At 48.9% G+C, this 20,784-nt stretch carries 22 protein-coding genes, 2 tRNA genes and 1 riboswitch; of the genes, 15 read left to right on the forward strand and 9 right to left on the reverse strand.

What is annotated here, in order from left to right; translation table 11 throughout:
• Nucleotides 1-46: 46 nt before the first annotated feature.
• On the reverse strand, nt 47-478 hold the full coding sequence (locus HMPREF3022_RS10935) for an EamA family transporter (protein WP_003761693.1): 432 nt from the start codon (nt 476-478) through the stop codon (nt 47-49).
• 176 nt (nt 479-654) lie between these two features.
• Between HMPREF3022_RS10935 and HMPREF3022_RS10940 the strand changes: the two genes are divergently transcribed.
• On the forward strand, nt 655-2,331 hold the full coding sequence (locus HMPREF3022_RS10940; RefSeq protein WP_070765659.1) for a formate--tetrahydrofolate ligase: 1,677 nt from the start codon (nt 655-657) through the stop codon (nt 2,329-2,331).
• Between the two features lie 65 nt (nt 2,332-2,396).
• Here the strand turns inward: HMPREF3022_RS10940 and HMPREF3022_RS10945 are convergent, their stop codons facing one another.
• Nucleotides 2,397-3,326 carry a glycosyltransferase family 2 protein gene (locus HMPREF3022_RS10945; RefSeq protein ID WP_070765660.1) on the reverse strand — a complete coding sequence of 310 codons (930 nt, stop codon included), beginning with the start codon at nt 3,324-3,326 and terminating at the stop codon, nt 2,397-2,399.
• Between the two features lie 128 nt (nt 3,327-3,454).
• Nucleotides 3,455-4,519, reverse strand: a complete 1,065-nt coding sequence (gene fba / locus HMPREF3022_RS10950; protein WP_003686828.1) for a class II fructose-bisphosphate aldolase — start codon at nt 4,517-4,519, stop codon at nt 3,455-3,457.
• 150 nt (nt 4,520-4,669) lie between these two features.
• Here fba and HMPREF3022_RS10955 point away from each other — a divergent pair, with 150 nt between their 5' ends.
• The 8 genes from HMPREF3022_RS10955 to HMPREF3022_RS10990 all read left to right on the forward strand — a co-directional run bounded on the left by HMPREF3022_RS10955 (nt 4,670) and on the right by HMPREF3022_RS10990 (nt 11,402).
• Complete coding sequence (locus HMPREF3022_RS10955) at nt 4,670-5,098, forward strand: acyl-CoA thioesterase (protein ID WP_049332325.1); 429 nt, start codon at nt 4,670-4,672, stop codon at nt 5,096-5,098.
• Between the two features lies 1 nt (nt 5,099).
• Complete coding sequence (locus tag HMPREF3022_RS10960; protein WP_049332322.1) at nt 5,100-5,996, forward strand: tyrosine recombinase XerC; 897 nt, start codon at nt 5,100-5,102, stop codon at nt 5,994-5,996.
• A gap of 351 nt (nt 5,997-6,347) precedes the next feature.
• Nucleotides 6,348-7,301 (forward strand): energy transducer TonB, encoded by a 954-nt coding sequence (locus HMPREF3022_RS10965; RefSeq protein WP_049332321.1) that lies wholly within the window; start codon nt 6,348-6,350, stop codon nt 7,299-7,301.
• Nucleotides 7,302-7,403: 102 nt separating this feature from the next.
• Nucleotides 7,404-8,063, forward strand: coding sequence for a MotA/TolQ/ExbB proton channel family protein (locus HMPREF3022_RS10970; RefSeq protein ID WP_049332314.1), 660 nt, complete (start codon nt 7,404-7,406; stop codon nt 8,061-8,063).
• 3 nt (nt 8,064-8,066) lie between these two features.
• Nucleotides 8,067-8,504 (forward strand): ExbD/TolR family protein, encoded by a 438-nt coding sequence (locus tag HMPREF3022_RS10975; RefSeq protein WP_036492000.1) that lies wholly within the window; start codon nt 8,067-8,069, stop codon nt 8,502-8,504.
• 132 nt (nt 8,505-8,636) lie between these two features.
• The gene (locus tag HMPREF3022_RS10980) at nt 8,637-10,298 is read left to right on the forward strand and encodes an electron transfer flavoprotein-ubiquinone oxidoreductase (RefSeq protein ID WP_070765661.1); all 1,662 of its coding nucleotides are present in this window, start codon (nt 8,637-8,639) and stop codon (nt 10,296-10,298) included.
• A gap of 83 nt (nt 10,299-10,381) precedes the next feature.
• Nucleotides 10,382-11,233 carry a dihydropteroate synthase gene (gene folP, locus HMPREF3022_RS10985; RefSeq protein ID WP_070765662.1) on the forward strand — a complete coding sequence of 284 codons (852 nt, stop codon included), beginning with the start codon at nt 10,382-10,384 and terminating at the stop codon, nt 11,231-11,233.
• A gap of 93 nt (nt 11,234-11,326) precedes the next feature.
• Nucleotides 11,327-11,402: transfer RNA gene (locus HMPREF3022_RS10990), tRNA-Ile, on the forward strand.
• Nucleotides 11,403-12,000: 598 nt separating this feature from the next.
• Here the strand turns inward: HMPREF3022_RS10990 and HMPREF3022_RS11000 are convergent.
• Nucleotides 12,001-12,459, reverse strand: coding sequence for an RrF2 family transcriptional regulator (locus HMPREF3022_RS11000; RefSeq protein WP_004518811.1), 459 nt, complete (start codon nt 12,457-12,459; stop codon nt 12,001-12,003).
• Nucleotides 12,460-12,605: 146 nt separating this feature from the next.
• On the opposite strand from HMPREF3022_RS11000, the gene HMPREF3022_RS11005 reads away from it, so the two are divergent.
• Both HMPREF3022_RS11005 and HMPREF3022_RS11010 read left to right on the forward strand, forming a co-directional pair.
• Nucleotides 12,606-12,986, forward strand: a complete 381-nt coding sequence (locus tag HMPREF3022_RS11005; protein ID WP_070765663.1) for a hemerythrin domain-containing protein — start codon at nt 12,606-12,608, stop codon at nt 12,984-12,986.
• Nucleotides 12,987-13,072: 86 nt separating this feature from the next.
• Nucleotides 13,073-14,230 carry an NnrS family protein gene (locus tag HMPREF3022_RS11010; protein ID WP_070765664.1) on the forward strand — a complete coding sequence of 386 codons (1,158 nt, stop codon included), beginning with the start codon at nt 13,073-13,075 and terminating at the stop codon, nt 14,228-14,230.
• A 102-nt stretch (nt 14,231-14,332) separates the two neighbouring features.
• Here the strand turns inward: HMPREF3022_RS11010 and HMPREF3022_RS11015 are convergent.
• The 3 genes from HMPREF3022_RS11015 to ispB form a co-directional block, all read right to left on the reverse strand.
• A tRNA-Arg gene (locus tag HMPREF3022_RS11015) sits at nt 14,333-14,407 on the reverse strand.
• 18 nt (nt 14,408-14,425) lie between these two features.
• A complete protein-coding gene (locus tag HMPREF3022_RS11020; RefSeq protein ID WP_004518807.1) occupies nt 14,426-14,872 on the reverse strand; it encodes a DUF441 domain-containing protein in 447 nt (148 codons plus the stop codon).
• Nucleotides 14,873-14,876: 4 nt separating this feature from the next.
• The gene (gene ispB / locus HMPREF3022_RS11025; protein ID WP_070765665.1) at nt 14,877-15,851 is read right to left on the reverse strand and encodes an octaprenyl diphosphate synthase; all 975 of its coding nucleotides are present in this window, start codon (nt 15,849-15,851) and stop codon (nt 14,877-14,879) included.
• A 263-nt stretch (nt 15,852-16,114) separates the two neighbouring features.
• On the opposite strand from ispB, the gene rplU reads away from it, so the two are divergent.
• The 3 genes from rplU (at nt 16,115) to ubiM (ending at nt 18,181) form a co-directional block, all read left to right on the forward strand.
• Nucleotides 16,115-16,423 carry a 50S ribosomal protein L21 gene (gene rplU, locus HMPREF3022_RS11030; RefSeq protein WP_002216394.1) on the forward strand — a complete coding sequence of 103 codons (309 nt, stop codon included), beginning with the start codon at nt 16,115-16,117 and terminating at the stop codon, nt 16,421-16,423.
• A 27-nt stretch (nt 16,424-16,450) separates the two neighbouring features.
• Nucleotides 16,451-16,723, forward strand: coding sequence for a 50S ribosomal protein L27 (rpmA, locus tag HMPREF3022_RS11035; protein WP_002212328.1), 273 nt, complete (start codon nt 16,451-16,453; stop codon nt 16,721-16,723).
• A gap of 273 nt (nt 16,724-16,996) precedes the next feature.
• Nucleotides 16,997-18,181, forward strand: a complete 1,185-nt coding sequence (gene ubiM, locus HMPREF3022_RS11040; protein ID WP_070765666.1) for a 5-demethoxyubiquinol-8 5-hydroxylase UbiM — start codon at nt 16,997-16,999, stop codon at nt 18,179-18,181.
• A 69-nt stretch (nt 18,182-18,250) separates the two neighbouring features.
• Here the strand turns inward: ubiM and HMPREF3022_RS11045 are convergent, their stop codons facing one another.
• Nucleotides 18,251-18,928, reverse strand: a complete 678-nt coding sequence (locus HMPREF3022_RS11045) for a 7-cyano-7-deazaguanine/7-aminomethyl-7-deazaguanine transporter (RefSeq protein WP_003748425.1) — start codon at nt 18,926-18,928, stop codon at nt 18,251-18,253.
• 100 nt (nt 18,929-19,028) lie between these two features.
• Nucleotides 19,029-19,502 carry a preQ(1) synthase gene (queF, locus tag HMPREF3022_RS11050; RefSeq protein WP_003748427.1) on the reverse strand — a complete coding sequence of 158 codons (474 nt, stop codon included), beginning with the start codon at nt 19,500-19,502 and terminating at the stop codon, nt 19,029-19,031.
• A 3-nt stretch (nt 19,503-19,505) separates the two neighbouring features.
• Nucleotides 19,506-19,550, reverse strand: a riboswitch (PreQ1 riboswitch).
• Nucleotides 19,551-19,697: 147 nt separating this feature from the next.
• Between queF and rfaQ the strand changes: the two genes are divergently transcribed.
• Nucleotides 19,698-20,780 carry a putative lipopolysaccharide heptosyltransferase III gene (rfaQ, locus tag HMPREF3022_RS11055; RefSeq protein WP_070765667.1) on the forward strand — a complete coding sequence of 361 codons (1,083 nt, stop codon included), beginning with the start codon at nt 19,698-19,700 and terminating at the stop codon, nt 20,778-20,780.
• Nucleotides 20,781-20,784: the final 4 nt, after the last annotated feature.

Here is a 20,784-nt window from a genome sequence, read left to right on the forward strand (position 1 = left end):
AGGCCGTCTGAAATTTTTCAGACGGCCTTTTTTGATGTCCCAATCTTTATCGTTTCAAAGCCAAAGTCAATACGCCTGCCGTTACCAAGCCTAAGCCTATCCACTCCTGCGTGCTTGGGCGTTCATCTAAGAAAACGACGGCCATCAGGGCGACCAAGACCAGGCTGAATTTGTCGACGGGGGCGACTTGCGAGGCGTTGCCCAATTGCAGGGCTTTGAAGTAGGCCAGCCAAGATGCGCCGGTAGCGAGGCCGGATAGGATGAGGAATGTCCAGTTGCGGCCGGTAAAGCCGTTTACGCCCTGCCATTTGCCGGTGTAGGTTAAAAACAATACCAAAGCGGCGAGGATGACCAAGGTGCGGATAAAGGTGGCAAAATCGGAATCTATTCCTTGTAAACCCATTTTGGCGAAGATGGCGGTCAATGAGGCGAAGCCTGCCGATGCCAATGCCCAAAACAGCCATGCGTTGCTGCCCATGTTTTTTCCTTTTGTTTTGAATTGTTGACAATATGAATCCGCTTGTTGATGAAATATCGAAATTTTCACTGCGGTTTATTCTTGGAAAACGTTATAATAGAATGAATATTCTTTTTCTTCCAGCCGTCTCTTGAGATTGTTTCAGACGGCCTTCCCTCACTCAATAAAGGAAAATCATGAGCTTCAAAACCGATGCTGAAATTGCCCAGTCTTCCACCATGCGCCCGATTGGTGAAATTGCCGCCAAGCTGGGTTTGAACGTTGACAACATCGAGCCCTATGGCCATTACAAAGCCAAAATCAATCCTGCCGAAGCATTCAAGCTGCCGCAAAAACAAGGCCGTCTGATTTTGGTTACCGCCATTAATCCGACTCCTGCGGGTGAGGGTAAAACCACCGTAACCATCGGTTTGGCGGATGCATTGCGCCATATCGGCAAAGATTCTGTTATCGCCCTGCGCGAGCCTTCTTTGGGTCCGGTGTTCGGCGTCAAAGGCGGCGCGGCAGGGGGCGGCTATGCCCAAGTTTTGCCGATGGAAGACATCAACCTGCACTTTACCGGCGACTTCCACGCCATCGGCGCGGCGAATAACTTGCTCGCCGCCATGCTCGACAACCATATCTACCAAGGCAACGAGTTGAACATCGATCCGAAACGCGTGCTGTGGCGTCGTGTGGTCGATATGAACGACCGTCAGTTGCGCAACATCATCGACGGCATGGGCAAACCTGTTGACGGCGTGATGCGTCCCGACGGTTTTGACATTACCGTTGCGTCCGAAGTGATGGCGGTATTCTGTCTTGCCAAAGACATCAGCGATTTGAAAGAGCGCTTGGGCAACATCCTTGTCGCCTATGCCAAAGACGGCAGCCCCGTTTACGCCAAAGATTTGAAAGCGAATGGCGCGATGGCGGCATTGCTCAAAGATGCGATTAAGCCTAACTTGGTGCAAACCATCGAAGGTACGCCTGCCTTTGTACACGGCGGCCCGTTTGCCAACATCGCCCACGGCTGCAACTCTGTAACGGCTACCCGTTTGGCGAAACACCTTGCCGATTATGCCGTAACCGAAGCAGGCTTCGGCGCGGATTTGGGTGCGGAAAAATTCTGCGACATCAAATGCCGTCTGGCTGATTTGAAACCTGATGCGGCTGTCGTCGTCGCCACTGTCCGCGCGTTGAAATACAACGGCGGCGTAGAACGTGCCAACCTCGGCGAAGAAAACCTCGACGCTTTGTCAAAAGGCCTGCCTAATCTCTTGAAACACATTTCCAACCTGAAAAACGTATTCGGCCTGCCTGTGGTGGTTGCCATCAACCGCTTCGTGTCCGACTCCGATGCCGAGTTGGCCATGATTGAAAAAGCCTGTGCGGAACAAGGCGTCGAAGTTTCCCTGACCGAAGTATGGGGCAAAGGCGGCGCGGGCGGCGCGGATTTGGCGCACAAAGTCGTCAACGCCATCGAAAATCAACCGAATAACTTCGGCTTCGCCTACGATGTCGAATTGAGCATCAAAGACAAAATCCGTGCGATTGCCCAAAAAGTGTACGGCGCGGAAGATGTTGATTTCAGCGCAGAGGCTTCTGCCGAAATCGCTTCACTGGAAAAACTGGGCTTGGACAAAATGCCGATCTGCATGGCGAAAACCCAATACTCTTTGAGCGACAACGCCAAACTGTTGGGCTGCCCCGAAGGTTTCCGCATTACCGTACGCGGTATCACTGTTTCCGCCGGCGCAGGCTTTATTGTTGCGTTGTGCGGCAATATGATGAAAATGCCGGGTCTGCCGAAAGTTCCGGCTGCTGAGAAAATCGATGTGGACGCAGACGGCGTGATTCACGGCTTGTTCTGATTTGGATTGATCTTGAAATAGACAAAGGCCGTCTGAAACTTAGGTTTCAGACGGCCTTTTATGATTTAAGTGAATTTTAACTGACTTTTTAAGAAATTGAAGAAATTGTCTATCATGTCGAACATGGTATTGCGGTCTTCGCCAAACAATGAAATGCTGCGGTCTTTGCTGATTCTGTCATAGGCGGCAAAAATGGTTTTCAGCTCTTCAGTGGTCAAGCGCAGTTGCTTTTCGTACAAGATGCGGCTTAAGAGCGTTACTTCCGTCGCGTTCAAATCAGGGAAGAGATGACTGATCCACAACTCCATGGTGTATTGGACGGATCTGTTGATTTTGTCTCTTTTTTTGCTTTCTTGAGCTTGATGTATCCTGTAAAACAACAAAGGTTCGGGCAGATTGGCAAAGGTTTTGCCATGTAGGGCGCATTGCACCCACATATGGAAATCGGGCGCGGTTTCCGTCGCGGTGTAGTTTATCCCGAGGTTTTTAATGCTGTCGTGCCGCCACATGGTGGTGGGGTTGAACATATTTTGAGCGGCCCTGGAGAAAAAGGCTTTAATGTCTTTGTCGAGCAGGGGCAGATCGCTTAAAACGGGTTCTCTTCCGGTTTGGTCGTCGAAAAAGAGGGTGGCTTGGCTGCCGACAATATCGATTTCGGGATGGCTGTCTAAAAACTGAATTTGTTTTTCAAAACGATCCAGGGTGCAAATATCGTCCGCGTCCATCCGTGCCACATATTCGACCTCTACGTCTTTGAGCATATCCATGGCAAATTGGCAGGCAAACGGCTCGCCCTTGTTTTCCGGAAGGTGGAAAACCTGCAAACGTGAATCTTTAGCTGCGTAAGCCTCGAGGATTTCGCCGGTTTTGTCTGTTGAAGCATCGTTGATGGCGATGACGAAAAAGTCACGGAATGTTTGATTCAATACCGAATCCAAACATTCGGACAAATAAGCCTCGGCACAATAGGCCGGCAAAATAACGGCGAGTTTCATGTTTGCTTTCGATGTGTTTTGATGTGTAGTCGGTGGAAGATTTTACTATAAATTTTCCAAAAGCTAAGGCCGTCTGAAACCTTATTGCCAAGTTTTCAGACGACCTTAGTGTGAATCCGATCTACGGATTATTTAACGATTTGGTTCAATTCGCCTTTGGCGTATTTGGTTGCCATTTTTTCCAAAGAAATCGGTTTGATTTTGTCGGCTTGGCCTTCGCAACCGAATGCGAGGTAGCGGTCAAGACAGATTTGTTTCATGGCTTCGACGGTTTTGCTCAAGTATTTGCGCGGGTCGAATTCGGACGGGTTTTCTGCCATGAAGCGGCGGATGGCACCGGTAGAGGCGAGGCGCAAGTCGGTATCGATGTTGACTTTGCGCACGCCGTGTTTGATGCCTTCAACGATTTCTTCAACCGGTACGCCGTAGGTTTCACCGATTTTGCCGCCGTGTTCGTTGATGACTTTCAGCCATTCTTGCGGAACGGAGCTGGAGCCGTGCATCACGATGTGGGTGTTGGGCAGGGCCTGGTGGATTTCTTTGATGCGGTCGATACGCAATACGTCGCCTGTGGGCGGACGGGTAAATTTGTACGCACCGTGGCTGGTACCGACGGCAATAGCCAATGCATCCACGCCGGTATCTTTAACGAAACGTACGGCATCTTCAACGCTGGTCAGCATTTGGTCGTGGGAAAGTTTGCCCACTGCGCCTACGCCGTCCTCTTCGCCGGCTTCGCCGGTTTCGAGGTTGCCCAATACGCCGATTTCACCTTCAACAGACACGCCGCAAGCGTGGGAGAAGTTGACAACGGTACGGGTGGCGTTGACGTTGTATTCGTAAGAAGAAGGGGTTTTGCCGTCTTCCATCAGCGAGCCGTCCATCATCACGGAGGAGAAGCCCAGTTGGATGGAGCGTTGGCACACATCAGGAGATGCGCCGTGGTCTTGGTGCATCACGACAGGGATGTGCGGGAATTCTTCGACTGCGGCCAAAATCAGATGGCGCAGGAATGGGGCACCTGCGTATTTGCGTGCGCCTGCGGATGCTTGAACGATAACGGGGGCGTTGACTTGGTCGGCCGCCTCCATGATGGCGCGCATCTGTTCGAGGTTATTAACGTTGAATGCGGGCAGACCGTAGCTGTTTTCGGCAGCATGGTCCAATAATTGGCGCATGGATACGAGTGCCATGAGAAGCTCCTGAAGTAGTGAAGGGTAAATTTATCCGATAAATTATAATGTTTTTTGCTATGAAAAACTACAAGCTGCTACATTGTTTTTATATATTAACGAACAGGGTCTCGGTTTATAATGGCGTAGTATTGAAAACGGGTGTGTAAAATGGATAGGATTTCGGTGGCTGAGTGTGATAAGCCTTTGTTTCAGACGGCCTTGACGGTGCAGGTGGGCGATGTGAACTATGGTGGCCATCTGGCGAACGATGCGGTGTTGCGTTTGTGCCATGAAGTGCGGATGCGTTGGCTGGCGAAGCTGGGTTGGAGTGAAATGGATGCTGGAGGGGCAGGCCTGATTATGGCGGATGCGGCGGTGCAGTATTTGGCGCAAGGTCATCATGGCGATGAGCTGTCGGTAGAAATGGGGGCGGCAGGCGTGGCCGGAGTGGACTTTTCTTTGCTGTACCGTATCCGCAGGATTTCAGACGGCCTTGTGCTGGCGAAAGTGCAGACAGGCATGGTGTGTTTCGATTATGGTAAGCAGCGTGTCTGTCGTTTGCCTTCGGCATTGAAAACGGTATTGGAGGCCGTCTGAAATGGCGGAATCAAACCATTTTGCGCTTCATCTTGAACGCTATCTGAAAACTTTGCTGCAACAAGGCAAGTCGGAGCATACCGTTTCCGCTTATCGGCGCGATTTGAGTGAGTTGATGCGCCTGTTGCCCGATAATCTTGAAAACAGCCTACCGACGCGCCGTGATTTTGTGGCGGTATTGAAAAAGCTGTCGCAAAAGGGCTTAAGCGAAAGTAGCTTGGCGCGGAAATTGTCGGTGTGGCGGCAGTATTGCAGTTGGCTGGTGCAGATAGAAGTCATGGAAAGCGACCCGACATTTAATATGAAAGCGCCGCGCCTGCCCGAACGCCTGCCCAAAGCACTGCCGCAAGAGCCTTTAAACCATATTCTTGACCATGCGCCGGTTGATGACGAGTTGGACGTACGCGATAAGGCCATGTTTGAATTGATGTATGGCAGCGGTTTGCGCCTGAGCGAGATACAAGGGTTGAATCTGGACGGTATCGTCTTGGACGAAGGCTGGGTCAGTGTGAATGGTAAAGGCGGCAAGCAGCGGCAAGTGCCTTTGGTGGCTAAAAGCATTGCGGCATTGCGCGATTATTTGGTGGTGCGTATTGCCAAAGAGGGTGAACAGGCCTTGTTCACCAATAAGAACGGCGGCAGGCTGGGGCAACGTCAAATCCAAAAACGCCTGCAGGCGTGGGCAGTGCGCGTGGGCAGTGCCAGCCATATCTCGCCGCACATGATGCGCCACAGCTATGCAACCCATCTTTTGCAGGCATCGGGCAATATCCGCGCCGTGCAGGAATTGTTGGGACACAGCAACCTTTCCGCTACGCAAGTTTATACCAAGCTGGACTTTGACCATTTGGCGCGCGTTTATGATGAGGCGCACCCAAGGGCGAAACGGAAAAAATGATTTTGTTTGAATCAGGCCGTCTGAAAGAATGTTTTCAGACGGCCTAATGTTTTATGGATAAAAAATACAGATGATTTGAAACCATTTGAATTTTTATCGGTCTGATGAGGTTTCGATATTGGTTTAATGTGCGGATAGCATAAACGCCGGAAGAATAGGCTGTTTTGTCTTACCGCTTATCTTTTAAAACGACCTTTTGTTTGATAATATTAGTAATGAGAGCTAATATCATATTATGATATGCAGCCTTTAAAACAGCAGGTCTATAAACTTTCTCTATAAGCATTAATGCTTATTTTGACTGTAAAACGACTTGCAAACGGGAATTGTTGCTATTAACATAACGGAATTATGGATAAAAAACGAATTTTAACTCCAGCCGTCGTGACTTCCGTTGCGTTGATTCACGTCGGCTTGGTTGCACTTTTATGGCACGCGCACAAACCGCCTCCTGTCGAAATGGCGAATATTGAATTTGTCGATTTAGGCGATTTCGGCGGTGGCGACGGTAGTCCTGAGGGCGAAGGCGCACCTGCCGCCCCCGAGCCTACCCCAGAACAACCGAAACCTAAGCCGAAACCGAAACCTAAGCCTGTCGAGCCGCCCAAACCTGTTATCAAACCTGTGGTAACGAAAAAAGAAAAAGCGGATATCGTACAGCAAAAGGAAAAACCGAAACCTATCGAGAAACCTAAGCCCGAGCCTAAGCCGGAACCCAAACCTGAGCCGAAGCCCGAGCCAAAACCTGAACCAAAACCAGAGCCAAAACCTGAACCAAAACCAGAGCCGAAGGCAGAACCTAAACCGTCTCCTAAAGCATCTGAATACTCAGGCAGTAAAACCGGGCCGAATACTGCTGAAAACGGTAAAGGCAACGGCGAAGGCAAAGCCTTGAACGGAGAAGGTAAAGGTAACGGCGGCGGTACGAAAGGTACTGGCAGCGGTCGTGGTGAAGGCAGCGGATCCGGCAGCGGCGGTGCGAAAGGCGAACATGGTTCCGGCACCGGCGGTAGCGGAGGTGGCAGCGGTACAGGTGCCGGCAGCAGTAAAGGCAATCCTGCAAAAGGAACCTGCCATATTCCGAGACCTCCGTATCCTTCACTGTCCACTGAAAATGGTGAAGAGGGCTTGGTTGTTTTGAAAGTCTTGGTTGGTCCCGGCGGTAAAGTGGATTCAATTAGTGTGAATAAATCAAGTGGTTATAGTCGTCTGGATAATGCAGCGCGTAAAGCCGTTAAAGATGGTAGCTGTCATGCAAGTGTTTGGACTGAATTTAAAGTACCTGTCAAATTCACGCTTGAATAAGTATCTAGGACTAAGCCGATTGATTGGAAAATATATGCTGTTGGGAAATATTTTTAAATGACCCGATAGAAATTTTAATTTTATTTTTAACTTGGAAAAATTATGGATTTAAGTTTAGTTTTTAAATCAGGTGATGTGGTACTGATTGGTGTATTTGTCCTGATGTTGTTGATGAGTGTGGTGACTTGGAGTGTCATTGTGATTCGCTGCATCAAATACCGCAAAGCGAAAAAAGGCAATGCTCAGGTAAAAGAGTTGATGTTGAATGCGTTTACGCTGGCCGATGCTGTACAGAAAGCCAAAGCGGTAGAAGCACCAATGAGCAATGTTGCCGATGAGTCTCTGCGCGCATACCAAAACTACCGTCAAACGACAAGCAAATCGCTGATTGACGAATTGCCTTTGAACGAATACTTGGTTGTTCACATCCGCAACAGCATGTCCCAAACCATGCGCCAGTTTGACTATGGTATGACTGCTTTGGCCTCTATCGGCGCAACTGCTCCGTTTATCGGCCTGCTGGGTACTGTTTGGGGTATTTACCATGCCCTGATCGGCATCAGCGAAAGCGGTCAAATGAGCATTGCCGCGGTAGCCGGTCCGATTGGCGAGGCTTTGGTATCGACTGCCGTCGGTCTGTTTGTAGCGATTCCGGCCGTATTGGCGTACAACTTCCTCAACCGCGGTACAAAAACCATCGCGCAAGATATGGACGCATTTGCACATGACCTGCATGTCCGCCTGCTGAACCAAAAGGATTAAACCATGGCTTTCGGATCAATGAATTCCGGCGATGATGCGCCGATGTCGGATATCAACGTTACGCCTTTGGTGGACGTGATGCTGGTGTTGCTGATTGTATTTATGATTACCATGCCGGTGCTGACCCACTCGATTCCTTTGGAGTTGCCGACTGCTTCGGAAAAAGCGGCAAAAGAGGATAAGCAGCAGCCTAAAGATCCTTTGCGTTTGAGCATTGATGCCAGTGGTGCTTATGTCGTTGGCGGCGATTCGGATAACAAAGTGGATTTGGCAACGGTAACTGCCAAGCTGAAAGAAGCCAAAGCGAAAAACGAAGATGTGATTGTGGCGATTGCGGCGGATAAAGCGGTTGAATACGATTATGTCAACCAAGCTTTGCAAGCGGCGCGCGAAGCCGGTATCAGCAAAATCGGTTTTGTAACGGAAACCAAAGCGCAGTAATCTTTTGAACACAGTCAAGGCCGTCTGAAATTTGAGTAAAGTTTCAGACGGCCTTTTGTTGTATTTGGTAACTATATGTCCAGGCTGTATAATTAGCGGATTAAATTGAATAATGACAATACAGGAACCACTATGACAGAAACCATCGAACGCGACAGTATGCAATACGATGTCGTGATTGTCGGCGCAGGCCCGTCGGGTTTGTCTGCCGCCATCAAACTCAAGCAGCTTGCCGAAAAGAATGGACGCGCGATCAGCGTTTGCGTGGTGGAGAAGGGTTCGGAGACCGGTGCGCACTCGCTTGCAGGCGCCATCATTGATCCGATTTCTTTGAATGAACTGATTCCTGATTGGAAAGAAAAAGGCGCGCCGCTGAAACGTACAGTGACGAAGGACAGGGTTTTGTTCCTGACCGAGAAAAAAGCCTTCAACCTGCCGGTTACCCCGAATTTCGACAACCATGCGAACTATATTGCCAGCTTGGGCGAAGTCGTGCGCTGGCTGGCGGAGCAGGCGGAAAATTTGGGCGTGGAAATCTATCCGGGCTTTGCCGCCGCCGAAGTGTTGTATCACGAAGACGGTTCGGTCAAAGGCATTGCGACCGGTAATATGGGTGTGGGCAAAGACGGCGAGCCGACCGATTCATTCCAGCCCGGCATGGAGCTTTGGGCACAGCAAACCCTGTTTGCCGAGGGCTGCCGCGGTTCGCTTTCCAAGCAAATCATCGAACGTTTCCAACTCGACCAAAACAGCGAGCCTCAAACTTACGGCTTAGGCATTAAAGAAATTTGGGAAGTGCCGTCTGAAAAACATCAGCCCGGTTTGGTCATGCACAGCGCAGGCTGGCCACTAGACAGCAAAACCTACGGTGGCTCGTTTATTTATCACTTTGACGAAAACAAAGTCGCTGTCGGCTTTGTGGTCGGTTTGGATTATCAAAACCCTTATCTGTCGCCGTTTGAAGAGTTTCAACGTTTCAAAACCCATCCTGAAATCCGCAAAACCTTTGAAGGCGGCCGCCGTATCGCGTATGGCGCGCGTTCGCTGATTGAAGGTGGTTTGCAAAGCCTGCCGAAGCTATCGTTTAAAGGCGGCGTTTTAATCGGCGATGCCGCAGGTTTCCTGAATATGCCGCGCATCAAAGGCATCCATACGGCCATGAAATCCGCCATGCTCGCCGCAGAAGCCGTGTTCCCCTTGTTGGAAAACCTCGAAGAAGTGGAAAGCTTCGACAGCGGCAAAGAAGCGGCGGATTATCAGCAACGCTTTGAACAAAGCTGGCTGTATCAAGAGCTTTACGCCGCGCGCAATGTCCGTCCGTCATTTAAATGGGGCGTTTACCTCGGCTCAATCTATACCGGCATCGACCAAATGATTTTCAGAGGCAAAGCCCCGTGGACTTTGAAACATCACGGCAAAGACAACGAGCAGCTCAAAAAAGCCGCCGAATGCAAGCCGATTGATTATCCGAAGCCCGACGGTGTGTTGACCTTCGACCGTTTGAGCAGCGTTTTCCTTGCCAACCTTGCGCACGAAGAAAACCAGCCCGACCATTTGGTGCTGAAAAATCCGCAGGTCATGATAGACGTAAACTACAAAGAATACGCCTCGCCCGAAACCCGCTATTGTCCGGCCGGCGTATATGAAATCGTCGAAGAAAACGGCAGTCCGCGCCTGCAAATCAACGCCGCCAACTGCGTACACTGCAAAACGTGCGACATCAAAGACCCGACGCAAAACATCACTTGGATTTGTCCCGAAGGCGCAAGCGGGCCGAATTACGGCGGAATGTAATTGACTGTTTGAAGTCAAAACCTAAAGACCGTCTGAAAAATTTCAGACGGCCTCTATCCTATTATTTCATCAATGGACGCATTATGAACACACGCATTTGGCAGGCAGGCCGATTTGAAATCGCCTTGGACAAACCGAAAATCATGGGCATCGTCAATCTGACCCCCGATTCATTATCCGATGGCGGCACCTATTCGCAAAATGTCTCAACAGCATTGGCACATGCCGAGCAGCTGCTGAAAGACGGCGCGGATATTCTCGATATCGGCGGCGAATCTACCCGCCCGGGTGCGGATGATGTTTCTCTCGAAGAAGAATGGGCCAGAGTGCAGCCGGTTTTGGCGGAAGTGGCCAAGTGGAATGTTCCCGTCAGCTTGGACACGCGCCACACGGCAATCATGGAAAAAGCCTTGGCGCAAGGCGGCGTCGATATTATCAACGATGTTGCCGCATTGAGTGATGAAGGCGCAGTCGCATTATTGGCTCAACAGCCGACGACAGGCGTGTGTCTCATGCACATGCAGGGTTTGCCCAAAACCATGCAGCTTAATCCGCAATATCAAGATGTCGTCGAAGAAATCGCGCGTTATTTAAAAGCACGCGCGGCAGAATGCGTTCAAGCAGGCATTGACCCTGAACGCATCACGCTCGACCCCGGCTTCGGTTTCGGCAAAAACCTGCAACACAACATTACCCTGATACAACATTTGCCTGAGTTGATGGAAGCAACCGGATTCCCCCTTCTGATCGGCATATCGCGCAAAAGCATGATTGGCGAGCTGACAGGCGAACAAGATGCCGCCAAACGCGTACACGGCAGCGTGGCAGCCGCTTTGGCCACAGTCGCCCGAGGCGCGCAAATCATCCGTGTTCACGATGTCAAAGCAACATTGGACGCTTTGAAAGTTTGGGAAGCATTGGGCGTATCGGCATAATGCCCGAATAGAAAATCAACAGGCCGTCTGAAACATTTGCTCGGCATCTTGAACAAGCAACAAGTTATGCTATAATCCGCTTCTACTCTTGACGGGTCTGTAGCTCAGGGGTTAGAGCAGGGGACTCATAATCCCTTGGTCGTGGGTTCGAAACCCACCGGACCCACCAAATATTAAAAATGCCCGAAGCTTTTGGCTTCGGGCATTTTTGTATTTATTGGTTTGCGAAAGATTGGAATATAATGTCGGCAATAGCAATTGGTCATGTCGTCCAATATGTTTTTTAGGGAAAATTCTTTTTTAAAAAGAAGGAGTAGTTTGGTGGAGTTATTGCCTTATTTTCTGTTTTGTTTAGTATTTTTGTATTTTATTGCAATTATCATTAATCTAGTAATGCTATATAAAATATTAAAATCAGAAGGGATGGATATAGGGTTTTTTGAATATCTATTTACTCATAGAAGTATGGAATTAAAATTTTACAAGATACTGTTTGGAATACAAAAAATATCCAATAAATTTTATCTGAAAATATTAAGAATAAATTTTACGGTTGCTATGATTATTCTTATTTTATGTTTTTCTATTGTCTTATGTTCAACATATTTAGCATAAAAATTAACCTATCGAATGAAAGTCAGCTATTTAAGCTGTAGAGTGTTTTATAAAAAAATGCCGTCTGCAAATCTTTATTTCAGACGGCATTTTTTATTTTTTAAGTAATACCATTTCAGTATGGCTGGATTGTTTTCAGACGGCCTGAAGATTTAGTCGGCCGTTCCGCGTATTTCGTTGATCGGGATGCGTGGTGTATAAAGTATGTCGTAAGTCGGCTTGTCCAGCAGATCTTGCAGTGAGTATTGATCTAGGTGGTTGAAGAAGGCTTTGATGGCGCCGGTAATGATACCGGTCAATCGGCAGGAAGGGGTGATGAGGCATTCGTTGTTGTCGCCCATGCATTCGACAACCTGCATCGGCTCAAGATGGCGCACTACTGCACCGATATTGATGTTTTCAGGATTGTCTGCCAAGCGCAAACCGCCGCCTTTGCCGCGCACGCTAACCAGAAAACCGCCTTTGACTAATGAGGTAACCACTTTCATCAAATGGCTTTTGGAAATATTGTAAGTCTCGGCAATGGTGCCGATATTGACGAGGGTGTCATCGTTGATGGCGGTATAAACCAATACGCGCAATCCGTAATCGGTATGTTGGGTCAGATACATGGCTGGCTCTTTAGATATTTTTATTATATGTCAAAAGCGTAGTGCTTGAAGAGGGGCTGTTTGACTTTATGTGGGATTGGGTTTCATAATATCTGAAACATTTGAATTAATCCAGTTTGACAAACTGTTACCATTATAACGAACTTATGAAGCCCTTGAAACGCCATCCTGCCTTAATAGAACTTTCCCGCGAACATCATGGCTCGCTGTCGTTGTGCGTCCGTCTCCTGCGTACGCCCGATCAAAGCCATCAGGCGGAGCTGGAGCCTCATTTTATTGAGCTGGAGCCACATTTTTTGGAAGAGGAAACCATGTTTGCGCCGTATTGGGATAAAATTGACCCTGCGTTGCGGCAGCGTTTTGAAGGCGATCATGCCAAATTGCGCGCGATGATGGCGCATCCTGAATATATGAATGAATCATGGAATAAGGAGTTTGCTGTTACTTTGCGCGATCATGCGCGCTTTGAGGAGCGCGAGCTTTTCCCTACGATTGAACCTTTTTTGCCTTTGCCTGAAAATGTGTAACAGGGAAAGGAGTCGATGGCCGTCTGAAAAGTTTCAGACGGCCTCTGTTGCTGTTTTATGATGATATAAAAATTGAAGGAACCACCATGACCGATTTGTTCAAACACCCGGTTTGGGCAATGGCCTTCCGCCCGTTTTATTCGTTGGCGGCTTTGTATGGCGCATTGTCTATACTGCTTTGGGGCTTCGGCTTTCAGGGTACGCCTGAGTTGTCGGGTTTTTATTGGCATGCCCATGAAATGATTTGGGGCTATGCCGGATTGGTTGTCATTGCATTCTTATTGACGGCCGTGGCGACTTGGACAGGCCAGCCGCCGACACGCGGTAAGGCGTTGGCCGGTTTGACCGCATTTTGGCTGCTTGCGCGTTTGTGTGCGTTTATTCCCGGCTGGGGTGCGACGGCAAGCGGTATATTCGGTACGATCTTTTTCTGGTATGGCGCGGTGTGTATGGCTTTGCCGGTAATCCGTTCTCAAAACAAGCGCAACTATGTTGCCGTGTTCGCTATTTTTGTTTTGGGCGGCACCCATTTCGCCTTCCATCTGAAAGTGCAGCCGTTTGATGCCATTGCGCTGATGACCGGTTTGCAATCCGGTTTGATTATGGTGGCCGGATTTATCGGTTTGATCGGTATGCGGATTATCTCGTTCTTTACGTCCAAACGCCTGAACGTGCCGCAAATCCCCAGCCCTCAATGGGTGGCGCACGCTTCACTTTGGCTGCCTATGCTGACCGCCATGCTGATGGCGCATAACATTTTGCCGGGACTGGCCGCGTTGTTTGCTCTGGCTGCCGGTGTGATTTTTACCGTGCAGGTGTACCGCTGGTGGTATAAAGCCGTGCTGAAAGAGCCTATGCTTTGGATTTTGTTTGCCGGCTATCTGTTTACAGGCTTGGGCTTGATTGCGGTCGGTCTTTCCTATTGGATTTCAAGTTTCCTGAATTTGGGCGTACACCTTATCGGCGTTGGCGGTATCGGCGTGCTGACTTTGGGCATGATGGCGCGAACCGCGCTTGGACATACCGGCAACTCCATTTATCCGCCGCCTAAAGTGGTTCCTGTTGCCTTTTGGTTGATGATAGCCGCAACGGTTGTCCGTGTTTTGGCAACCTTTGTGAGCGGTACAGCATATACGCACAGTATCCGTTGCTCCGCCGCTTTGTTTGCCGCTTCTTTGTTGTTGTACGCATGGAAATATATTCCTTGGTTGATCCGTCCGCGTTCGGATGGTCGTCCGGGTTAACGGTTTGGCGAAATGAGAAGGCCGTCTGAAAAGTTTCAGACGGCCTTTATTATTGATAATAAAAAAAGCCTTTCAGAATATGAAAGGCTTTTATTGAAACTGTGGCCTCGCCAACAGGAATCGAACCTGTATTTTACGCTTAGGAGGCATACGTTCTATCCGTTGAACTATGGCGAGGCGGTAAAGGAGGGGATTTTAAACCTTTCCGGCAAAAAAAGACAATAAGCCGGCGGCAATCAAAGGGCCGACCGGAATGCCGCCGACAAAGGCAACGCCGATGACCGTGCCGATTAATAATCCGGTTACCAAAACAGGCTGTTCGCTCATCAATGGAACGCCGCGTCCGGCAAGCCAGGCAACCAAAATGCCGATAAGGACGGCGGCAATCATTTTGAAATTGATAAACTCGGAAACCGGCGGAATCTGGATTTTACCGGAAACCAGCGGGCTCAATACACCGATGGTCAGCAGGATGATGCCCAGATGCAAACCGTGTTTTTCCACCAAGGGAAGATATTGCGACAAGGCCGTCTGCTGCATGAGCAGCAATACAGCTGCCGAAATCGTAATCGAGTTGTTGTTGCTGACAACGCCCAAAAAAATCAGCGTAACCAGAAACAAAGGGACAAAGCTGAAATTCATCGGATTAAGATACTCTGGCCAAGGATTCTTTTGCCAGTTGGATCATGGCTTCTTTGACTTCGCTGTCAGGCAACACGTTCAATGAAGCGATGGCTTTGTCGACAGCTTTTTTCGCTTCGGAAATCGAATATGGCAAAGCGTCGGAATTAACGACATAGTCGTGGATTTTTTCAAAATAGCTGCGGTCAGCATTTTCCAAAGCATGGCGCACATCGTTTGCAGCCTGCTCGGAGCCGTTTCGCATCAGGTAAATCAATGGCAGGGTAGGTTTGCCTTCTGCCAAATCGTCGCCGACGTTTTTGCCGATTTCTTCGGTTTCGCCAGAATAGTCCAATACATCGTCAATGATTTGGAAAGCCGTGCCGACGTACATGCCGTAGTCTTTTAAGGCCTGTTCGTGTTCAGGGGAAGCCTTGCCTAAAATTGCGCCGACTTGTGCGGCCGCTTCAAACAGTTTTGCTGTTTTGTATTGGATAACTTGGACGTATTGCTCTTCGGTAATATCCGTATTGCCGATGTTCATCAGCTGCATGACTTCGCCTTCGGCGATGATGTTGGTCGCATCTGCCATCACTTCCAAGATACGCATGCTGCCAGAACCAACCATCAGTTGGAAGGCGCGTGTATAGAGGAAGTCGCCGACCAAAACAGCAGCCGCGTTGCCGAAGAGGTTGTTTGCGGTTTTACGGCCGCGGCGCAAATCGCTTTCATCGACGACATCGTCGTGCAGGAGGGTGGAGGTGTGGATGAATTCCACCATCGCTGCCAGCGAATACAGTTTTTCATCGTCATGCCCGACTGCTTTGCCTGCCAAAATGGTAATAATCGGACGCAGGCGCTTACCGCCCGCGCTGATGATGTATGTGCCGATTTGCGAAATCAGCGCGACATCGGATTGAACAGCTTGATTGATGACCGCATTAACTTTGGCAAGGTCATCGGGCAGGTGGCGTTGGAAGTAAGGCAGGTTTTCGAGCATAAAACATTCTCTGTTGATAAAACGGAGCGGTGGCTCCAATGAATCTGTTTAAACCCGTACATTCGGTCGGGGTAATAATGTTGCATAAAGATATCAGCAATCCAGCGCGTGATTATATCAGTTAAAAAGCATGCAACATATCTTTCAGACGGCCTTTTCACTTGTAAATAAAATAAATTTTGACAAAACAGGCAAATAGAAATAGAATAGCTCGTTTCGCACATGGTGTGCGGAATGTTAACCTAATTCTCATGGAGTTGAGTATGTACGCGGTCGTAAAAACCGGCGGTAAACAATACAAAGTTTCCGTTGGCGAAAAATTGAAAGTAGAACAGATACCAGCCGAACTCGACAGCCAAATCGAACTGACTGAAGTTTTGATGATTGCTGACGGCGAATCTGTAAAAGTAGGCGCACCTTTTATCGAAGGCGCGAAAGTAACAGCTAAAGTCGTTGCTCATGGTCGTGGCGAGAAAGTACGCATTTTCAAAATGCGTCGTCGCAAACACTACCAAAAACGCCAAGGCCATCGCCAAAATTTCACCCAAATCGAAATCGTGGCAATCGCCTAATTTCAAGTAAGTTCAGGAGTATTACAAATGGCAAGTAAAAAAGCAGGCGGTAGCACCCGCAACGGTCGCGATTCAGAAGCCAAACGCTTGGGCGTTAAAGCCTACGGCAACGAGCTGATTCCGGCAGGCTCTATCATCGTTCGTCAACGTGGTACTAAATTCCACGCAGGTGACAACGTAGGCATGGGCAAAGACCACACTTTGTTTGCTAAAGTCGACGGTTACGTTGAATTCAAAACTAAAGGCGCGCTGAACCGTAAAACCGTCAGCATCCGTCCTTACACCGGTTCTGAAGAATAATCGTTTTACGATTGAAAGCCGCATTCCTTTTCGGAATGCGGTTTTTGTTTATTTGACTGTTTGTCCGTTTGATAAAATCCGTATGTCTTGAAGCTTGATTTATATTAAGGCCAAAGTAAAAACGCGCTTACAATCGATGGCCTTTGTTTTATTCTATCGACTATTTCTATATAATCTATCAAATGCCTTTGATTTACCCTCATGTAGCTAAACACAGTAAACTTAAGGCCGTCTGAAAAAATCCGTATCAGTTGAATACAAGGAATTCCTCCCATGAGCTTACACAGTGATATTCTCGTCGTCGGCGCAGGCCCTGCCGGATTAAGTTTTGCCGCAGAGTTGGCCGGAAGCGGTTTGAACATAACCCTGATTGAAAGAAGTCCTTTAGAAGTGTTGCAAAATCCGCCGTATGATGGCCGTGAAATCGCATTGACGCACTTGTCGCGTGAAATCATGCAGCGATTGGGTATGTGGGATTTGATTCCAAAAGACGAAATTTATCCTTTGCGCGATGCCAAAGTGTTGAACGGCCATTCCGATTACCAGCTCCACTTCCCGCAACCGACTCAGGCGCGCGGCGAGCCTGCGGACTGCTTGGGCTATTTGATTTCCAATCATAACATCCGCAAAGCCGCTTATGAAGTTGTGTCCAAATTGGACAACGTCAAAATTCTGACCGGAACCAATGTTAAAGAAGTCAAAACTTTTGACGATGAGGCGCAAGTTATTTTGGAAAGCGGCGAAGTATTGACCGGCCGTCTGTTGTTGGCCGCCGATAGCCGCTTCTCGCAAACGCGCCGTCAATTAGGCATTTCTTCCGATATGCACGATTACAGCCGCACCATGTTTGTGTGCCGCATGAAGCATACTCTATCCAACCTGCATACCGCATATGAATGCTTCCACTACGGTCGCACCATTGCGTTGCTGCCTTTGGAAGAGCATTTGACCAATACAGTGATTACGGTGGACAGCGATAAGGCCGAAACGATTAAAAACATGTCACCGGAAGAATTGGCGGCCAGCGTGAAAGAGCAACTCAAAGGCCGTTTGGGCGATATGGAATTGGTCAGCACCATTCACAATTATCCTTTGGTCGGTATGATTGCCCAACGTTTCTATGGCAAACGCAGTGCGTTGATCGGCGATGCCGCAGTCGGTATGCATCCGGTTACTGCGCACGGTTTCAACTTGGGTTTGGCAAGTGCCGATCTTTTGGCTAAATTGGTTCTCGAAGCCGAGCAACGCGGTCAGGATATTGGTGCGAAGAGCCTACTGGAAAAATACAGCACTAAGCATATGCTCCACGCCCATCCGATTTACCACGGCACCAATATGCTGCTGAAACTCTTTACCAATGAAACTGCTCCGGCGAAACTGCTGCGCGGTTTGGTATTGCGTGCAAGTAATAACTTCCCGCCGCTGAAAAAACTGATTACCAAACAATTGACCGGTTAATCATTTGAAAACATAAAAGGCCGTCTGAACGATTAAAGTTTCAGACGGCCTTGTTTTTTTATCTATTGTTTATTTGGCTAAAACCGATTCGGGCATTTCTTGACGGACATTTAAGGAAGTCAGTTTTTTGGTCAAGATGCTCAATACGATGCCGTAGGCAGGCAGGAAGAAGAGGGTGCAAATGGCGAGTTTGAACAGATAATCGACAAATGCGATGCCCTGCCAGTTTGCCGCCATAAATTCATCGTTGCTCGCATAAAAGGCAACGGCGAAAAACACCAGCGTGTCCAAAGCATTGCCGACAACGGTGGAAGCGGTGGGGGCAATCCACCATGATTTCAGACGGCGTAATCTGTTGAACACGAAAATATCGAGGATTTGCCCGAGCGCATAGGCGGAAAAGCTGGCCAATGCGATACGGCCGACGAAGGTGTTAAATTCGGCCAAAGATGCCCAGCCTGTCCAGTTGCCGTCATGAAAGAGGACGGAGAAGACGTAAGAGAGCAGCAGGGCGGGGAACATTACCCAAAAAATAATCCGTCTCGCCAACGGCGCACCAAAAATGCGCACGGTCAGGTCGGTAGCGAGGAAGATAAAGGGAAAGGAAAATGCGCCCCAAGTGGTAAAGATACCGAAAATTTGAAAGGGGAACTGCACCAGATAGTTGCTGGCGGCAATAATAAAAATATGGAAAAGCACCAGCCAGAAGAGCGCTTTCTTCTGCTGTGCGGCGGTAAATTCGTACATGGAAATCTTTCGGAAGTTTTTCAGACGGCATGAAGCCTTGCGAGACTGTGCAATAGAGAAATTCTTGCCATGAAAAGGGCGTTAGGCCGTCTGAACAGGGTTATTGTGCATCGTGCTCAAACAAGCGTTTGCGTGCCAAAGCTTCAAACTCTGTGCCTGCTTTGCCGTAGTTGGCAAACGGATGAATGGCGATGCCGCCGCGGGGTGTGAATTCGCCGAATACTTCGATGTATTTCGGATCCATCAGGGCGATAAGGTCTTTCATGATGATGTTGACGCAGTCTTCATGGAAGTCGCCGTGGTTGCGGAAGCTGAAGAGATAGAGTTTCAGGGATTTGCTTTCCACCATTTTGATATGGGGGATGTAGCGGATGTAGATGGTGGCAAAGTCGGGCTGGCCGGTCATCGGGCAGAGGCTGGTGAACTCGGGGCAGACGAATTTGACGAAATAGTCGTTGTCGGGATGTTTGTTGTCGAACGCTTCCAAAATTTCAGGCGCGTATTCGCTCGGATATTGGGTTTTCTGGTTGCCCAAAAGGGAGATGCCTTGCAGCTCTTCGTTGTTGCGGGACATGAGGTTTCCTTAGTTTTTTAATGTGGGAGGTTTTCGAACCACGGGGTGCGGATTGTAATATAAATTGCATGGCTTGTGCGGATTTTATAGCGATGAATCAGCAGGATAGGTTTCAGGCAGCGTGTTTTGTATTTTATGAAACCTGTTTTCCGCTTTACAATAGCAGCCAATCAACAGGCCGTCTGAAAGTTTTGTATGTCTTTAGCTCAACCCAAACGTATTCTGATCATCAAATTGCGCCATCATGGCGATGTACTTTTGAGCACGCCGGTGGTCGATGCGCTGAAAACCCGTTTCCCCGATTGCGAAATCGATATGCTGGTATACGCCGGTACGGAGCAGCTGATTGCCGATAATCCGCAGATTGCGCAGATTTTTACCATTGATCGAAATTGGAAGAAGCTGGGCGTATTCAAGCAGTTGGCGTGTGAGAAAAACCTTTTGTCTAAGCTGAAGGCACGCGATTACGACTGGGCTTTCAATCTGTCCGATCAATGGCGCGCGGCGGTAATTGCCAAACTGTGCGCCCGTTGCAGCGTGGGTTTGGACTGCATCAAGCGCGACGGTTTTTGGTGGCGTTTCTGTCATGATTTTATCAACCATGAGCTGGACACTAGCCATCATATCGTTGAAAACCAATTGAATATCCTTGCGCCGCTTATCCAGCCGGAAGACGTGGCCGATGCGAAGGTACGCCTTTGGGTAGCACAAGATGCAAGGGAAAGCATGCAGCAGAAATTGCGTGAGCAGGGGTGGAGCGGTGAAGATTATGTGTTACTGCACCCGGGTGCGCGTTGGCATTTCAAATGTTGGGAAGACGGCAAAAACGCTGCCATCGTACAGCTTCTGCTCAACAGCGGACAGAATGTCGTATTGACTGCTTCTCCCGACACTGTCGAGCAATACATGCTTCAGGAAATTATAGGCCGTCTGAATATTCCGGAAGGCAGAAAAGTATATGTGTTGTCCGGATGCTTGAGCCTGCGTGAATTGGCGGCGGCCATTGAGGGCGCCAAGCTGTTTGTCGGTGTCGATTCCGCACCGATGCACATCGCCGCTGCTTTGGATAAACCGCAAATCGCTTTGTTTGGCGCGTCATGGGTGGATAAATGGCGTCCGTATTCTGAGCAGGCCGAAGTCATTTATGCCGGCGATTATGCCGAACTGCCACATCCTGACAGTATCGACACCAACGATCCGACACGTTTGTTGAAAGCGATTCCGTTGCAGGATGTGTGGGATAGAATTTCTGCCAAATTGGAAGCGTTGGAGGCTTAAAACC

This window comes from Neisseria sp. HMSC065C04 (genome assembly GCF_001815375.1).
GTDB classification, from domain to species: Bacteria; Pseudomonadota; Gammaproteobacteria; order Burkholderiales; family Neisseriaceae; genus Neisseria; species Neisseria flavescens_D.

Bases quoted from the DNA above. Each gene is read 5' to 3' on its own strand.
- HMPREF3022_RS10940 (WP_070765659.1), top strand. From the start codon at position 655: ATGAGCTTCAAAACCGATGCTGAAATTGCCCAGTCTTCCACCATGCGC.
- rplU (WP_002216394.1), top strand. From the start codon at position 16,115: ATGTACGCGGTCGTAAAAACCGGCGGTAAACAATACAAAGTTTCCGTT.
- HMPREF3022_RS10970 (WP_049332314.1), top strand. From the start codon at position 7,404: ATGGATTTAAGTTTAGTTTTTAAATCAGGTGATGTGGTACTGATTGGT.
- rpmA (WP_002212328.1), top strand. From the start codon at position 16,451: ATGGCAAGTAAAAAAGCAGGCGGTAGCACCCGCAACGGTCGCGATTCA.
- HMPREF3022_RS10960 (WP_049332322.1), top strand. From the start codon at position 5,100: ATGGCGGAATCAAACCATTTTGCGCTTCATCTTGAACGCTATCTGAAA.
- HMPREF3022_RS11045 (WP_003748425.1), bottom strand. From the start codon at position 18,928: ATGTACGAATTTACCGCCGCACAGCAGAAGAAAGCGCTCTTCTGGCTG.
- HMPREF3022_RS10975 (WP_036492000.1), top strand. From the start codon at position 8,067: ATGGCTTTCGGATCAATGAATTCCGGCGATGATGCGCCGATGTCGGAT.
- HMPREF3022_RS11005 (WP_070765663.1), top strand. From the start codon at position 12,606: ATGAAGCCCTTGAAACGCCATCCTGCCTTAATAGAACTTTCCCGCGAA.
- HMPREF3022_RS10945 (WP_070765660.1), bottom strand. From the start codon at position 3,326: ATGAAACTCGCCGTTATTTTGCCGGCCTATTGTGCCGAGGCTTATTTG.
- folP (WP_070765662.1), top strand. From the start codon at position 10,382: ATGAACACACGCATTTGGCAGGCAGGCCGATTTGAAATCGCCTTGGAC.
- HMPREF3022_RS11020 (WP_004518807.1), bottom strand. From the start codon at position 14,872: ATGAATTTCAGCTTTGTCCCTTTGTTTCTGGTTACGCTGATTTTTTTG.
- HMPREF3022_RS10955 (WP_049332325.1), top strand. From the start codon at position 4,670: ATGGATAGGATTTCGGTGGCTGAGTGTGATAAGCCTTTGTTTCAGACG.
- HMPREF3022_RS11010 (WP_070765664.1), top strand. From the start codon at position 13,073: ATGACCGATTTGTTCAAACACCCGGTTTGGGCAATGGCCTTCCGCCCG.
- HMPREF3022_RS11000 (WP_004518811.1), bottom strand. From the start codon at position 12,459: ATGTATCTGACCCAACATACCGATTACGGATTGCGCGTATTGGTTTAT.
- queF (WP_003748427.1), bottom strand. From the start codon at position 19,502: ATGTCCCGCAACAACGAAGAGCTGCAAGGCATCTCCCTTTTGGGCAAC.
- rfaQ (WP_070765667.1), top strand. From the start codon at position 19,698: ATGTCTTTAGCTCAACCCAAACGTATTCTGATCATCAAATTGCGCCAT.
- HMPREF3022_RS10965 (WP_049332321.1), top strand. From the start codon at position 6,348: ATGGATAAAAAACGAATTTTAACTCCAGCCGTCGTGACTTCCGTTGCG.
- ubiM (WP_070765666.1), top strand. From the start codon at position 16,997: ATGAGCTTACACAGTGATATTCTCGTCGTCGGCGCAGGCCCTGCCGGA.
- HMPREF3022_RS10935 (WP_003761693.1), bottom strand. From the start codon at position 478: ATGGGCAGCAACGCATGGCTGTTTTGGGCATTGGCATCGGCAGGCTTC.
- fba (WP_003686828.1), bottom strand. From the start codon at position 4,519: ATGGCACTCGTATCCATGCGCCAATTATTGGACCATGCTGCCGAAAAC.
- ispB (WP_070765665.1), bottom strand. From the start codon at position 15,851: ATGCTCGAAAACCTGCCTTACTTCCAACGCCACCTGCCCGATGACCTT.
- HMPREF3022_RS10980 (WP_070765661.1), top strand. From the start codon at position 8,637: ATGACAGAAACCATCGAACGCGACAGTATGCAATACGATGTCGTGATT.